12 protein-coding genes are annotated in these 14505 nt (G+C 71.8%); all 12 read left to right on the top strand.

What is annotated here, in order from left to right:
* Positions 1 to 40: 40 nt before the first annotated feature.
* The 12 genes from SPOPO_RS0112875 to SPOPO_RS0112930 all read left to right on the top strand — a co-directional run bounded on the left by SPOPO_RS0112875 (position 41) and on the right by SPOPO_RS0112930 (position 14500).
* A complete protein-coding gene (locus SPOPO_RS0112875; protein ID WP_033385017.1) occupies positions 41 to 1243 on the top strand; it encodes an acyl-CoA dehydrogenase family protein in 1203 nt (400 codons plus the stop codon).
* Entirely contained in the window at positions 1240 to 2343 is a 1104-nt protein-coding gene (locus tag SPOPO_RS0112880; RefSeq protein WP_019875219.1) for an acyl-CoA dehydrogenase family protein, read from the top strand. Before SPOPO_RS0112875 ends, SPOPO_RS0112880 begins: the two co-directional genes overlap by 4 nt.
* The gene (locus SPOPO_RS0112885) at positions 2340 to 3095 is read left to right on the top strand and encodes an SDR family NAD(P)-dependent oxidoreductase (RefSeq protein WP_019875220.1); all 756 of its coding nucleotides are present in this window, start codon (positions 2340 to 2342) and stop codon (positions 3093 to 3095) included. Before SPOPO_RS0112880 ends, SPOPO_RS0112885 begins: the two co-directional genes overlap by 4 nt.
* A 41-nt stretch (positions 3096 to 3136) precedes the next feature.
* Entirely contained in the window at positions 3137 to 4570 is a 1434-nt protein-coding gene (locus tag SPOPO_RS0112890) for an aldehyde dehydrogenase (protein WP_019875221.1), read from the top strand.
* Positions 4567 to 5769: a thiolase family protein gene (locus SPOPO_RS0112895; RefSeq protein ID WP_019875222.1), complete on the top strand. Its 1203-nt coding sequence runs from the start codon at positions 4567 to 4569 to the stop codon at positions 5767 to 5769. Before SPOPO_RS0112890 ends, SPOPO_RS0112895 begins: the two co-directional genes overlap by 4 nt.
* Positions 5766 to 6263: a Zn-ribbon domain-containing OB-fold protein gene (locus SPOPO_RS0112900; RefSeq protein WP_019875223.1), complete on the top strand. Its 498-nt coding sequence runs from the start codon at positions 5766 to 5768 to the stop codon at positions 6261 to 6263. Before SPOPO_RS0112895 ends, SPOPO_RS0112900 begins: the two co-directional genes overlap by 4 nt.
* On the top strand, positions 6260 to 7045 hold the full coding sequence (locus SPOPO_RS0112905) for a crotonase/enoyl-CoA hydratase family protein (RefSeq protein ID WP_019875224.1): 786 nt from the start codon (positions 6260 to 6262) through the stop codon (positions 7043 to 7045). The genes SPOPO_RS0112900 and SPOPO_RS0112905 overlap by 4 nt, the downstream gene beginning before the upstream one ends.
* The gene (locus SPOPO_RS0112910) at positions 7042 to 9363 is read left to right on the top strand and encodes a CaiB/BaiF CoA transferase family protein (protein WP_019875225.1); all 2322 of its coding nucleotides are present in this window, start codon (positions 7042 to 7044) and stop codon (positions 9361 to 9363) included. The genes SPOPO_RS0112905 and SPOPO_RS0112910 overlap by 4 nt, the downstream gene beginning before the upstream one ends.
* A 247-nt stretch (positions 9364 to 9610) precedes the next feature.
* Positions 9611 to 10477, top strand: a complete 867-nt coding sequence (locus SPOPO_RS0112915; protein ID WP_019875226.1) for an SDR family NAD(P)-dependent oxidoreductase — start codon at positions 9611 to 9613, stop codon at positions 10475 to 10477.
* A gap of 77 nt (positions 10478 to 10554) precedes the next feature.
* Entirely contained in the window at positions 10555 to 11811 is a 1257-nt protein-coding gene (locus tag SPOPO_RS0112920) for a cytochrome P450 (RefSeq protein ID WP_019875227.1), read from the top strand.
* The gene (locus tag SPOPO_RS0112925; RefSeq protein ID WP_019875228.1) at positions 11808 to 13337 is read left to right on the top strand and encodes a class I adenylate-forming enzyme family protein; all 1530 of its coding nucleotides are present in this window, start codon (positions 11808 to 11810) and stop codon (positions 13335 to 13337) included. The genes SPOPO_RS0112920 and SPOPO_RS0112925 overlap by 4 nt, the downstream gene beginning before the upstream one ends.
* The gene (locus SPOPO_RS0112930; protein ID WP_019875229.1) at positions 13334 to 14500 is read left to right on the top strand and encodes an aromatic ring-hydroxylating oxygenase subunit alpha; all 1167 of its coding nucleotides are present in this window, start codon (positions 13334 to 13336) and stop codon (positions 14498 to 14500) included. The genes SPOPO_RS0112925 and SPOPO_RS0112930 overlap by 4 nt, the downstream gene beginning before the upstream one ends.
* Positions 14501 to 14505: the final 5 nt, after the last annotated feature.

Below are 14505 nucleotides of genomic sequence, written 5' to 3' on the forward strand. Positions count from 1 at the left end.
ACGCGCGTAACCTATACCTTGTAGGTTAGTGGGTGGAGAGATGCCGGGAGGCGGAGGAGTGACGGACCTGTCCGCACGGGTCGACGCGCTGCTGGCGCAGTGCGACCCGGCCACGACCGCACCGCAGGAGTTCCTGCGGGCGCGGTTCGACGCGGGCCTGGCACGGGTGGACTACCCGGTCGGGCGCGGTGGGCTGGGCCTGGATCCCGTGCTGCAGGAGACCGTCGACCGCGCGCTCTCCGCGGCCGGCGCCCCGGGCAACGACCCGGACAACAACGTCATCGGGCTCGGCATGGCGGCCCCGACGCTGCTCGCGTTCGGGACGCCGGAGCAACTCGACCGCTGGCTCCGGCCGCTGTGGACGGGGGAGGAGCTGTGGTGCCAGCTCTTCTCGGAGCCCGGCGCCGGGTCCGACCTCGCCGGTCTCGCCACCTCAGCGGTCCGGGACGGCGACGCCCCGGACGCCGACTGGGTCGTCAACGGCCAGAAGGTCTGGACCACGCTCGCGCATCAGGCCCGCTGGGCGCTGCTCGTCGCGCGGACCGACCCGACGGTGCCGAAGCACCGCGGCCTCACCTACTTCGTCGTCGACATGCAGGCGCCCGGGATCGAGATCCGGCCGCTGCGTCAGATCACCGGTGAGACCGAGTTCAACGAGGTCTTCCTGACCGACGTCCGCGTTCCCGACGCCTACCGCATCGGGGCCGTCGGCGCGGGCTGGGCGGTCACGCAGGGCACGCTGATGAACGAGCGGGTCCAGTACACGTCCGGCCCCGCCCCCCGCGGGTCCGGACCGATCGGTTGCGTCGTCGAGGCCTGGCGCGCGCACCCGGAGCAGCGGACCGCCGGCCTCCAGACGCGCCTGCTCGAACTCTGGGTCGACGCCGAGGTCGCCCGGCTCGCCGCCGCGCGCCTCGGTCAGCAGATCGCGGCCGGTCAGCCGGGCCCGGAGGGGTCGGCGGCCAAGCTCGAGTACGCGCGGCTGAACCAGGCGATCTCCTCCCTCGAGCTCGACCTGCTCGGCGACGACGGCCTGCGGTACGCGGACTACACCACGCGCATGCCGGTGATGGAGCCCGAGGAGACCAAGGAACCGGGCTGGCGCTACCTGCGCTCGCGGGCGAACTCGATCGAGGGCGGGACGTCGGAGATCCTGCGCAACATCGTCGCGGAACGCGTGCTCGGCCTGCCCGCCGAACCTCGCGCGGACAAGAACACCGCGTGGAAGGACCTGCCGCGATGAGCGTCGGAGACCTCCTCTACACCGACACCGAGGAGCAGTTGCGGGCCAGCGTCCGCGACCTGCTCACCGACCGGGCTCCCTGGCCGGCCGTGCTCGCACGGACCGAGACCGCGGAGCCGGTCGACACCGACCTCTGGCGGCGCCTGGCGCAGCTCGGCGGCGCCGGCCTGGCCGTGCCCTCGGCGTGGGGCGGCGTCGACGCGTCCTGGCGCGAGGCGGCCGTCGTCGCCGAGGAACTCGGGCGGGCCGTCGCGCCCGTGCCGTTCCTCGGGCACGCCGTCGCCACCGCGCTGCTCCTGGAGCTCGGCGCCGAGGACCTGCTCCCCGCCGTCGCGGCGGGGGAGCGCACCGCGGCCGTCGTCGTGCGCGCCGCCACCGCCGCGCACGAGAACGCGGCTTCCGTGGACCTCCAGGACGGTCGGCTGCACGGTTCGGTGCCGGCCGTCCTGGACGCCACCACCGCCGACCTGCTGCTGGTCCGGGCCGGGGACGCGCTGTACGCCGTCGACGCGGCGGACGCCCGCGTCACGCCGGCGCCGTCGCTGGACCGGACCCGCCCGATCGCGGACATCAGCTTCGACGGGGCGCCGGGCACGGTCGTGGCCTCCGGGCCGGCGGTCGACGAGGCGCTCGCGAAGGCGCTGCAGATCGGGGCGGTCCTGCTGGCCGCCGAGCAGCTCGGGCTCGCTCAGCGCTGCTTGGAGATCGCGGTCCAGTATCTGCAGACGCGTCGTCAGTTCGGTCGCCTGATCGGGGAGTTCCAGGCTCTCAAGCACCGCGCCGCCGACGTGTGGGTCCGCAACAGCGGCGTCCGCGCCGCCGCGCGGTACGCCGCCGACTGCGCCGCCACGGACGCGGCCGACCTGCCCGTCGCGGCCGCGCTCGCGCAGGCCGCCGCCTCACCCGCCGCCGAGCTCGCCGCGCAGGAGTGCCTGCAGCTGCACGGCGGCATCGGTTTCACCTGGGAGCTCCCCGTGCACCTGTACCTGAAGCGGGCCAAGAGCTCGGCGATCCTGCTCGGGACCGCGGACCGGCACCGGGCCGCGATCGGCGACCTGGTCGGGATCCCCGCGGTGCCGACCGGAGGGGCCGCCGCATGATCGACCTGACCGGACTTCACGTCGTCGTCACCGGCGGCAACTCGGGCCTGGGCCTCGGCATGGCCCTGGGGGTCGCGCGGGCCGGGGCGAACGTCTCGATCTGGGGCCGCAACGCCGAGCGCAACGCCGAGGCGGCCGCGCAGGTCGCCGCCCTCGGGGTGCAGGCGCTCCCCGTCGAGTGCGATGTCACCGACGAGAAGGACATCGCCGCGGCGATGGACCGCACGATCGAGTCCCTCGGCCCGCTCGGGTGCATGGTCGCGAACGCCGGGATCGCCGGCGAGACCAAGCTCGTCGACACCTCGCTGGACGAATGGCACCGCATCATGCGCGTCAACGTCGACGGCGTGTTTCTGACGGCCCGTGAGGCGGGCCGGCGCTTCGTCGCGCAGGACACGGGCGGCTCGCTCGTCCTCGTCTCCTCGACCGCGAGCCGGTTCGGTGCCGGCGGGCTCGGCGCCTACGCCACCAGCAAGTCCGCCGTGGTCGGCATGGGGCGCACCTTCGCCGTCGAGCTGGCCCGGCACCGCGTCCGCGCCAACGTGCTCATCCCCGGCTGGACCCGTACCGCGATGAACGAGCACCTGCAGGCCGACGAACGCTTTCTGGCGGCGACGACCGCTCGTACCCCGGTCCGCCGGTGGGCCACCGCCGACGAGTTCGAGAAGGTCGCCGTGTTCCTCGCCGACCCCAGCCAGACCTTCCACACCGGCAACGAAGTCGTCGTCGACGGCGGCTACTGCATCTTCTGACCCGACCGCCCGACCGCCCGACGCCCTAGGTAAGGAATCGCATGGACAGGCTCTCGCTCTACATCGACGGCGAGCAGGTCGCTCCGCTCGACGGGACGACCCGCGACGTGGTCGAGGCCGCGACCGGTGAGGTGATCGGGACCGCCGCGCTCGGCGGTGTCTCGGACATCGACCGCGCCGTCACCGCCGCCGCGCGTGCGAAGAAGGGCTGGGCGGCCACGCCGGCGAAGGAGCGGGCCGACCTGATCGACCGCATGGCCGGCGCGCTGTTCGAGGCGGGCAAGGAGACGGCGGCCCTCGTCAGCCGCGAGAACGGCATGCCGATCCGCTTGTCGATCGGGGCGAACAAGTTCGCCCCGGCCGCGATCTTCCAGTACTACGCCGGCCTCGTGCGCGGCGACGTGGAGAACGACGAGCGCAACGGCCAGCTGGCGCGCACCCTCGTCCGCCGTGACCCGATCGGTGTCGTCGCCGCGATCACGCCGTGGAACTACCCGCAGGCGCTCGCCGCGATGAAGCTCGGCCCCGCGCTGGCGGCCGGCTGCACCGTCGTCCTGAAGCCGGCGCCGGAGACCGCGCTCGACGCGCACGCGTTCGCCGACGCGGCCGCCGCCGCGGGTCTGCCGCCGGGCGTCCTCAACGTCGTCCCCGCGGACCGTGAGGCGGGCGCGGCGCTGGTCTCGCACGCCGAGGTCAACAAGGTCGCGTTCACCGGGTCGACGGCCGCGGGCCGCGCGATCGGCGCCGAGTGCGGGCGGTTGCTGCGTCCGGTCACGCTCGAGCTCGGTGGCAAGTCCGCCTCGATCGTCTGCGAGGACGCCGACCTCGAGCTGTTCGCGAAGGCGCTGCTGGAGATCTCGCTGCCGAACAACGGCCAGACCTGCCACGCCTGCACGCGCATCCTGGCCCCGGCCGGCCGGTACGCCGAAGTCGTCGAGGCCGTCACCGATACCGTGCGCAGCCTGCGGATCGGCAACCCGCTCGAGAAGGACACGCAGATCGGCCCGCTGGTCAGCCCGGCGCAGCGCGACCGCGTCCTCGACTACGTGAACATCGGGCGCACCGACGGTGGCCGCGTCACCGTCGGCGGCGAGGTCCCGGCCGACCTGCCCGGCTGGTACGTGCAGCCGACCGTCTTCGCGGACGTCGACAACAACGCCCGGATTGCACAGGAGGAGATCTTCGGCCCGGTCCTCGCGGTGATTCCCTACCGCGACGAGGACGAGGCCGTCGCCCTCGCGAACGACTCGGAGTACGGCCTCGGCGGCACGGTGTGGACCGGCGACGTCGAGCGCGGCATCGCGATCGCCGACCGCATCGAGACCGGCACCGTCGGCGTGAACCACTACGCGCTCGACTTCGGCGCTCCGTTCGGCGGTGTGAAGGCCAGCGGCCTCGGCCGTGAGCTCGGGCCCGAGGGCCTCGCGCCGTACGTGCAGACCCGGTCGGTCTACCTGGCACCGGTGGCGCGATGAGCAACGACGACCGGACGGCGGCGATCGCCGGGCTCGGCATCACCGAGCTCGGGAAGGTGTACGGCCGCTCGTCGTCGAGCCTGGCTGCCGAGGCGGTCCGGCTCGCCGCCGCCGACGCGGGCCTCCCGCTGTCGGCCGTCGACGGGCTGCTGATCAGCTCGGGCCAGAAGCAGGACGTCGGGATCACGCTCGCCAACGCGCTCTCGACCGGCCCGCTCGGTCTCTGCGCGACGATGAACTCGTTCGGCGCCACCGCGGGGATCATGGTCGCGACCGCGGCCAAGGCCATCGCCGAGGGCGCCGCGACGACGGTCGCGTGCGTCTTCGCCGACACTCCGCTCAAGCCGAAGCAGAGCACGGGCGCGGCCTGGGGTTCGCCGCGCGCCTCGACGCGTGAGATCGCGGGCCTCGGCGGCTGGTCGCTCGCCGGCGGCGCGACCAATCCGAACATCCTCTACGCGATGTGCGCCCGCCGGCACATGGAGCGCTACGGCACGACGTCGGAGCAGCTCGGCGAGATCGCCGTCGCCCAGCGCGCGTGGGCGCAGCACAACCCGCTCGCCGCGATGCGGGAGCCGATGACGATCGCCGACCACCAGAACTCGCGCTGGATCGCCGACCCGCTGCACCTGCTGGACTGCTGCCTCGTCAGCAACGGCGCGGTCGCGGTCATCGTCACGTCCGCCGACCGGGCGAAGGATCTGGCGAAGCCTCCGGTCCACGTCTGGGGCTGGGGGCAGGCGCACGAGGTTCGGCGGATGCACCGCGGCTCGGACTGGGGTCTCGTCACCCCGGCCGCGCGGTCCGGCCCGGCCGCGATGCGGATGGCCAGCATCGGCGTCGACGACGTCGACGTCGTCGAGCTCTACGACTGCTACACCTACACGGTTCTCGTCACGCTCGAGGACTACGGGTTCTGCGGGAAGGGCGAAGGCGGCTCGTTCGTCGAGCACGGCCGGCTGGCCCCGGGCGGCAAGCTCGCGGTCAACACCGGCGGCGGCCAGCTGTCGGGCTATTACATGTGGGGCATGACGCCGCTGTCGGAGGCGATCATCCAGGCCCGTGGCGAGGGTGGCGCGCGGCAGGCGCCGCGCAACGACGTCGTCCTCGTGTCCGGCAACGGCGGCATTCTCGAACACCACTCGACGCTCGTGCTCAGCCCGCACGCGCGCAAGCTCCCCGCGGAGGTGACCGCATGAGTACGCCCGAGGTCTCGGAGCTGCCGCCCCCGTTCCCGGCGGTCCAGCGCGACGCCGCCACCGAGGCGTTCTTCGACGCCGCGGGCCGGGGTGAGCTGCTCGTCCAGCAGTGCGCCGGCTGCGGCACCGTCCTGACGCCCGAGGCGAAGACCTGCTTCTCGTGCGGGTCAGTAGAGCTCGGCCCGACCGTGGTGTCGGGCCGCGGCCGCCTGATCACCTGGGTCGTCGTCTCGCACCCACCGGTCCCGGTGCTCGCGGGTGCGGTTCCTTACGTGACCGCGGTCGTCGAGCTCGACGAGGGCCCGTGGCTGATGGTCCGTCTGATCGACGCGGATCCCGAGGTGTTGACGGCCGGCGATTCCGTCCAGGTGGACTTCGTCCGCTCGGGTGCGGGGGAGAACACCGGAGAGATGCTGCCGGTGTTCCGGCGGGTTGGCTCCGCGGACAAGGCGGAGGACAAGGCGGGGGACAAGGCAACGGAGGAGAAGGCATGACCGAGCCGGCGGCGAAGCTGGAGAAGCGCGGCAACATCGGGATCCTGACGCTGAACCGGCCGGATGCCCTCAACGCGGTGAACGCCGACCTGGCGATCGCCGCGGGCGCCGCGCTGGAGGAGGCGCAGAACGACCCGGAGATCCGCGTCGTCGTGCTCACCGGGGCCGGTCGCGCGTTCTGCGCGGGCGCCGACCTCAAGGAGCTGGCGAAGGGCAACCGCATCGACGACCGCGAGCACCCGGAGTGGGGTTTCGGCGGGATCGTCCAGCACTGGATCTCCAAGCCCACGATCGCCGCCGTCAACGGCTTCGCGCTGGGTGGCGGCACCGAGATCATGCTCGCCTGCGACCTCGCGGTCATCGACGAGGCGGCGTCGCTGGGTCTGCCCGAGGTCAAGCGCGGGTTGCTCGCGGCGGCCGGCGGTGTGATCCGGCTGCAGCGACAGATTCCCTTCAAGGTGGCGCTCGAGGCGATGCTCACCGGTGAGGCGATGACCGCCGCCCGGGCCTACGAACTGGGTCTGGTCAACCGGGTCGCCCCGGCCGGCACCGCGCTCGACGTCGCGCTGTCACTGGCGGAGAGCATCGCCGCCAACGCCCCGCTGTCCGTCGAGCAGAGCAAGCACGTCGCGTACACCACCGCGGCTCTGGGCTCGGATTGGGAGCCCGAGGTCTGGGAGGTCAACGCGCAGGCCGCCAAGATCGTGTTCACCAGCAAGGACGCCATGGAGGGCCCGCGCGCCTTCGCCGAGAAGCGCAAGCCGGAGTGGCAGGGACGATGAGCAATCTTCCGCTGCGGGGACTGCGCGTCCTCGACCTGACGAGCGGCGCCGCGGAGGCCTGCGGTCGCTACCTCGCCGACCTCGGCGCCGACGTGCTCCTCGTCGAGCCGCCGGGCGGGTCGCCGAGCCGGGCCGACGCGATCGGCTTCGGCCTGCGCAACGCGAACAAGCGCGGTGCGGTGCTCGACCTGACGGAGGCTCAGGGCCGCGAGCGGCTGTTCGCGCTCGCCGGCGAGGTCGACGTCGTGGTGGAGTCGCTGCCGCGGGAGCTGGTGGAGTCGGGCGTCACCCCGGAGGCGCTGCTCGCCGCGCATCCCGGGCTGGTCGTCGTCTCCGTCACCGACTTCGGCCGGACCGGTCCCTACACGGATTACGTCGGCACCGATGCGGTGCTCGCTGCGATGGGTGGCGTGCTCTCGCGCTCCGGCCTACCCAGCCGGCCCCCGCTGCTCCCGCCGTCCGGCATCGTCGCGCAGACCGTCGCGGTGCACGCCGCGTGGGCCGCGCTGGTCGCACTCGCGAAGCGGCTGCGTACCGGTGAGGGCGAGCTCGTCGACGTCTCGGCGTTCGAGGCGGTGGTCCACGGCTTCGACCCCGGCTTCGGCACGCAGGGCTCGGCAGCCGCGGGCCGCAAGGAATCCTTCCCCCGCGGCCGGCCCGACGCCGCCGCGTTCTACCCGGTCTTCCCGTGCGCCGACGGGCACGTCCGCATCGCGCTGCTCGCCCCGCGGCAGTGGCAGTCGATGTTCGACTGGCTCGGCCGGCCCGAGGAGTTCGCGGACCCGAAGTACAACCACATCGCGGTCCGCTTCGAGGCGTCCGACCGGCTGCACCCGCTGATCGCCGCGCACTTCGTGAACAGCCCGCGTGCCGAGCTCGTCGCCGAGGGCACGCGCCGCGGCATCCCGATCTCGGCGGTGCTCAGCCCGTCCGAGGTCCTCGCCGCCGACCACTTTGCCGCGTCGGGTGCACTCGTCGACGCGGAGATCGTCGACGGCGTCCGCGCCCGCGTGCCGCACGGCTACCTCTCGGTCGACGGCGAGCGCGCCGGCCTCCGCCACCGCGCGCCGCGCGTGGGGGAGCACGACGGCGAGGCGTTCCCCGGCGCCGACCGGCTGACCTCGCTGGACCTCCCCGGTGACGGCGAGGGTCCGCTGTCCGGCGTGCGCGTCCTCGACCTCGGCGTCATCGTCTTCGGCGCGGAACTCACCCGACTCCTCGCCGACCAGGGCGCCGACGTGATCAAGATCGAGAACTCCGCGTTCCCCGACGGTCTGCGGCAGACCCGCAAGAACTCGACGATGAACGCCTCGTTCGCGTGGGGCGCGCGGAACAAGCGCGGCCTTGGCCTCGACCTCCGCAGCGAGGAGGGGCGCGCGATCGTCCGCGAGCTCGTCCGCACCGCCGACGTCGTCACCGGCAACTTCAAGCCGGGGACGCTGGAGTCGCTCGGGCTCTCGTTCGCGCAGCTGGCCGAGATCAACCCGCGGATCGTCGTCTCCGACTCCAGCGCCTTCGGCTCGCGCGGTCCGTGGAGCGACCGCATGGGCTACGGGCCGCTCGTCCGCGGCGCGTGCGGCGTCTCGACGCTGTGGCGGTACCCGGAGGGCGACGCGGACCACGACACCTACTGCGACGGGTCGACCGTCTACCCCGACCACATCGCGGCGCACGTCGGCGCGGTCGGCGTGATCGCCGCGCTGCTCGACCGGGCGCGGACCGGTCGTGGGGCCGGGCTGGAACTGGCGCAGGCCGACGTGGCCGTCGTCCACCTCGGCCCCCTGCTCGCGCAGGAGTCGCTGCAGCCCGGCACGGTGGGCCCCGCCCTCCGTCCCGAGGCCGGTGGCGTCGGTGCCGGCGTCTACCCGTGCGCCGGTGACGACGAGTGGGTCGTGATCGACGTGCGCGACGAGGCCGACGCGAAGCGGCTCGCCGAGGTGACTGGCGGCGAGGCCTTGGAGGCCTGGACCGCCGAGCGCACCCCGGCCGAGGCCGCGGAGGTGCTCCAGGCCGCGGGCGTCCCCGCGGGCCCGATGCTCCGGCTGCCCGACCAGCTGACGGACCCTCAGCTCGTCGAGCGCGGCGCGTTCCGGACCCTGGAGCACCCCGAGCTGAAGGCCCCGATCCCGACCAATGCCCACGTCGCCCGGTTCTCCACGATTCCGGACCCGCCGCTCCGCCCCGCCCCGCTCCCGGGCGAGCACACGGTCGAGATCGCAACCAACGAGCTCGGTCTCGACGAGACCCGCATCGCCGCCCTGATCGAGGCCGGCGTGCTCCAGGTCCCCGCCGCCCCCGCCGCCCCCGACGCCGAGTAGCCGCCGGCCCTGACACGGCCGGTCGTCTGTCAAGAAAGGGTGACACCCCTTACTGCGGAGTAAGGGGTGTCACCCTTTTTTGGCGCCAGAAAGGGTGTCACCCCCAGTGGGGCGGGTGGGGCTGGTGCGACGCCGGGCCGGCGACGCCGCAACCAGCGCCGCAACCTGAGCGATTTCCGAAAGCCTTGTCGCGACCGGACTCCGTTTGTTATATCTAAAGGTATTAGACACGCATCGGAGGGGAACCATGGCCGGCAGACTCGAGGGCAAGGTCGCGATCATCACCGGAGCCGGGTCCGGCCTGGGCCGGGAGGCGGCGCAGCTGTTCGCCGCCGAAGGCGCGAGCATCGTCGTGATGGACGTGCTCGGCGACCGGGCCGAGGCGACGGTCAAGCTGCTGGAGGACGCCGACCGCCCCGCCGTTGCCGTCGTGGGTGACGTCTCGGTCGAGGCCGACGTCGAGCGGACGGTCTCGACCGCCCTGGAGCGCTTCGGCAAGCTGGACATCATGTGGGCGAACGCCGGCATCGTCTCCCGCGGTGGGGTTCCGTCGGTGATGGGCGGCGAGGAGCTGGCGTTCGAGGACTTCCCGCTCGAGGACTGGCACGAGGTGATCGGGGTCAACCTGACCGGCCCGTTCCTCTGCGCCAAGCACGCGGTGAAGCCGCTGCGGGAGAACGGTGGTGGGGTCATCCTCATGACCTCGTCGGCGTCGGCGTTCGCCGCCTACCACGGCATCGCGCCGTACATGGCGACCAAGGGCGGGGTGAACAGCCTGGTCCGTAGCCTGTCCCTGGACCTGGGCAAGTGGGGCATCCGCGTCAACGGCATCGCCCCGACGCACGGCATGTCGCCGAACTTCCTCATGGAGCGGGGCGCCCCGGTCGTCGGCCAGTCCTACGAGCAGGTCGCCGGTCCGTGGGACAAGCGCGTCACGCCGATCCCGCTCAAGCTCGACCGCCCGCCGACGTTGCGCGACAACGCGAACGTCGCGCTGTTCCTGGTGTCCGACGAGGCCGCCTACCTCTCCGGCCAGACGATGGTCTCGACCGACGGCGGCACGCTCGCCCGCGTCGCGATCCCGTTCCCCGAGGACCAGCCCGACCTCAGCTGACGCCCCCAGCTGACGCATCATCACCCGCCGAGCACGACCCGCTGCAGCCGCCCGTATCACCGCCCCCAGGAGCATCGATGCCCACCGAGTTCGAGTCCGTCCCCGAGCGCCTGCGCACCGACTTCGACATCTTCGACGAGTCGATGGCCCAGCCCGTGGACCGCGTGCAGGACATCCTGGCCGAGATGGCGAAGAAGTCGCCGATCCATTTCTCCAGCAAGTACGGCGGTCACTGGGTCGTCCTCGGCTACGAGGAGGTGCACCAGGTCATGCGTGACCCGTACACCTTCTCCAGCTATCCGAACAACCTCGTGCCGCACGGCGCCGGCAAGTTCCTCCCTCTCGAGCTCGACCCGCCGGAGCACACGCTCTACCGGCACGCGCTGCAGCCGCTGTTCAACCCGAAGCGCATGGCGGCGCTCGAGCCGAACATCCGCCGCATCGTGAACGAGCTCATCGACGGGTTCGCCGGCCGCGGCGAGGCGGAGTTCGTCTCCGAGTTCGCGCACGAGCTGCCCGCTCGCGTCTTCCTCGCGCTGATGGACTGGCCGCTCGAGGACGCCGACTTCTTCACCCACGCGACCGACGTGACGCTGCACGGCGTCCCGGGCGGGACCGAGGAGGAGTCGCACGCCGCGCGCATGCAGGCCGGCGTCGACATGTTCACGTACTACTCGAAGGTCGTCGCGGACCGTCGTGCCCGTGGCCCCGAGGCCGACGACATCACCTCGCAGATCGTCCACCAGACGATCGGCACCGGTGACGAGGAGCGCGCGCTCACCGACGAAGAGCTCGCGAACATGTTCTTCCTGCTCTGCATCGCGGGTCTGCACACCGTGCAGGGCACGCTGGGCTGGTCGATGATGCACCTGTCGGAGAACCCCGACGAGCGCAAGAAGCTCGTCGAGGACCCGTCGCTGATCCCGGCCGCGGTCGAGGAAATGCTCCGCATGGAGGGCGCCGTCTCCGCCGGGCGCCGCGCGACCAAGGACACCGAGATCGGGGGCATCCCGATCCAGGAGGGCGACCGCGTCCTCGTCGTCCTGTCCGCGGCGAACCGCGACGACTCGGAGTTCGACGCCCCCGACGTCGTCCGCATCACCCGCGAGCCGAACCGCCACCTCTCCTTCGGCGCGGGCCCGCACCGTTGCCTGGGCTCGCACCTCGCCCGCGTCGAGATCCGCATCGCGCTCGAGGAACTGCACCGCCGCATCCCGGACTACCGCATCGACCCGAGCAAGCCGAGCGTCTTCAACGCCGGTCAAGTCCGCGGCGTCGTGACGCTGCCGGTGCTGTTCACGCCGGAGCAGGTCCCCGCAGGGGCGTCGGCATGACCGAGCTCTGCACCGACGGCATCTCGTACTGGGCCCGGCAGGCGCCGGACCGGCTCGCGATCGTCTTCGACGGCACGGACCGCGTCACCTACGCCGAGCTCGACGCGTGGACCGACGCGGCGGCGCACTGGCATCTCGCCCAGGGCCTGCAGCCGGGCGAGCGCATCGGCATCATCGGCGGCAACAGCCTTGAGTGGGTCGTCTCCGCGATCGGCGCGCTCAAGCTCGGCGGCGTCGTGGTCCCGCTCAACAACCGCTTCACGCCCGACGAGCTGCAGTACCTCGTCGAGAACTCCGAGCCCCGGTACGTCCTCGCCGACGACGCACACGCGGAGCCGATGGCACAGGCCCTCGCCGGTGGACCCGGCGCGCTGGGTGTGAAGCAGTTCGCCCTGAGCGGGTTCACCGGACTCCGCGGGCAGACCCCCGGCCCGGTCGCGCGGCCCACCGCCGGCCCCGACGACATCGCCCAGATCGTCTACACCTCGGGCACGTCGGCGCGGCCGAAGGGCGTCATCTTCACGCACCGCTCGACGTTCAACCTGATCGCCGAGATGGCGTTCGCCGAGCCGGCGCTGCGCCCCGGTGCGCGGATGATCTACCTGCTCTCGATGTCGGGCGCCCCGGGTCTGCTCTGGCACTTCCTGCACCCGCTGACCCGCGGCATGACGCAGTTCTACGAGAAGGCCTTCGACCCGGAGAAGACGCTGCGGCGCCTCGCCGAGGAGAAGATCCAGGTCTTCTGCGGCGTGCCCGTGCTCTTCGAGCAGATGATGGCGCGGCCCGAGTTCGCCGACGCCGACCTGTCCTCGCTCGAGCTCGTCACCGTGGCCGCCGCCCGCGTCCAGGTTGCGACGCTGCAGGGCTGGCTGGCCAAGGGCGTGCTGATCCGGCAGGCCTACGGCATGACCGAGCTCGGTGGTTTGTCGACGATCAACCCGGCCGAGCGCGCGCTCGACCACCCGGAGCAGATCGGCCGCGGCACCGTGTTCAACCGGCACCGCGTCGTGCGCCCCGACGGCACCGACTGCGACCCGGGCGAGCCCGGCGAGATCATTGTCGCCGGCCCGGGCATCACGCCGGGCTACTGGCGCAACGAGGACGCGTACGCCGAGGCGATGAAGGACGGCTGGTTCCACAGCGGCGACGTCGGCGTCCGCGACGAGGACGGCTACATCCAGATCGTCGACCGTCTCAAGGACATGATCATCTCCGGCGGCTACAACATCGCGCCGTCGGAGATCGAGGCCGTCATCGCCGACGTGCCCGGCGTCCGCGAGGTCTGCGTGATCTCCGCCGACGACCCGAAGTTCGGCGAGGCGGCGGTGGCGATCGTGCATGGCGACGAGTCGGTGACCGTCGAGGCCGTGCTGGTGCGCTGCAAGGAGAAGCTCGCCGGCTACAAGCAGCCGCGCGAGGTCGTCCTGACGCCCGCCCCGCTCGAGCGCATGGCCAGCGGGAAGATCCCGCGCCGCAAGATCCGGGAGAACTACCTCGAACAGCAGAAGGAAGCGGTGAGGTCTTGACGACCGTCGGCATCGACCGGCAGCTGCGTATCCGCCGAACGCTGGAGCACCTCCGGCACGGCACGACCGACGAGGTCGGGGACGTCCTGCCCTTCGGGCCGGCCGACTTCACCGACCCGGAGATCGCTCGCCGCGAGCGCGAGGAGATCTTCGGTCGGGTCCCGTCGGTCGTGGCGTCCAGCGGCGAACTGCCCGAGCCGCACGACTTCATCACTCGTCAGATGCCGCGCAACCGTGTCGTGGTGATCCGGCAGGAGGACGGGTCGGTCAAGGCCTTCCTCAACGCGTGCCGTCACCGCGGAGCGGCGATCGAGGAGCGCGAGAGCGGCCGGTGCCGGCTGTTCTCCTGCGGCTACCACCGTTGGTCGTACGACCCGGACGGCTCGCTCCGGACCGTCACGCGCACCGAGAGCTTCGGGGACTTCGACAAGAGCAAGTACGGGCTGATCGAGCTGCCCGTCGAGGAGCGCCACGGCCTGGTCTGGATGGTCGACCGGGTCGGTGCACCGATCGACGTCGCCGACTGGCTGGGCCCGGAGATGGACGCCGAGCTCGCGAGCTACGGCCTGGATCAACTGGTGACCTTCCGCGCCGAGGGCTTCGACGAGCCGGTGAACTGGAAGATCATGCAGGACGCGTTCATCGACAACTACCACATCCAGTACGCGCACCCGAACACCGCGGCGAAGCACGTTCACACCAACGTTCAGACCGTCGAGGACTTCGGTCGCCACGCACGGATGACTTCCGCGCGCAAGACGATCGACAAGTGGCTCGAGGAGGACCCGGGCGAGACCGACCTGAGTCCTTACGTGACGGATGGTCACTTCCTGCTGCCGAACAGCACCCTGCTGCGCCAGCCGGACGACCACTACGAGCTCCTCACCTTCCGCCCCCACCCGACCGACCCGGGTTGGTGCCGGATGGAGATGCGTCTGTTGGTGCCTTCCATCGAGGCCAGCGGTATGCCGCAGGCCAAGTGGGAACGGGTCTGGGAGAAGAACTGGGAGATCCTCCTGCAGGTCCTGCACCAGGAGGACTTCCCGCTGCTGCGTGATTCCCAGCTCGCCGTCTCCAGCGCCGACATGGCCGGCATGGTCCTCGGGCGCAACGAGGTCGTGAACCAGATCTTCCACCGGGAGATTCGCAAGCTGCTGTCCTGATCACG

It is taken from the genome of Sporichthya polymorpha DSM 43042 (assembly GCF_000384115.1).
Lineage (GTDB): Bacteria > Actinomycetota > Actinomycetes > Sporichthyales > Sporichthyaceae > Sporichthya > Sporichthya polymorpha.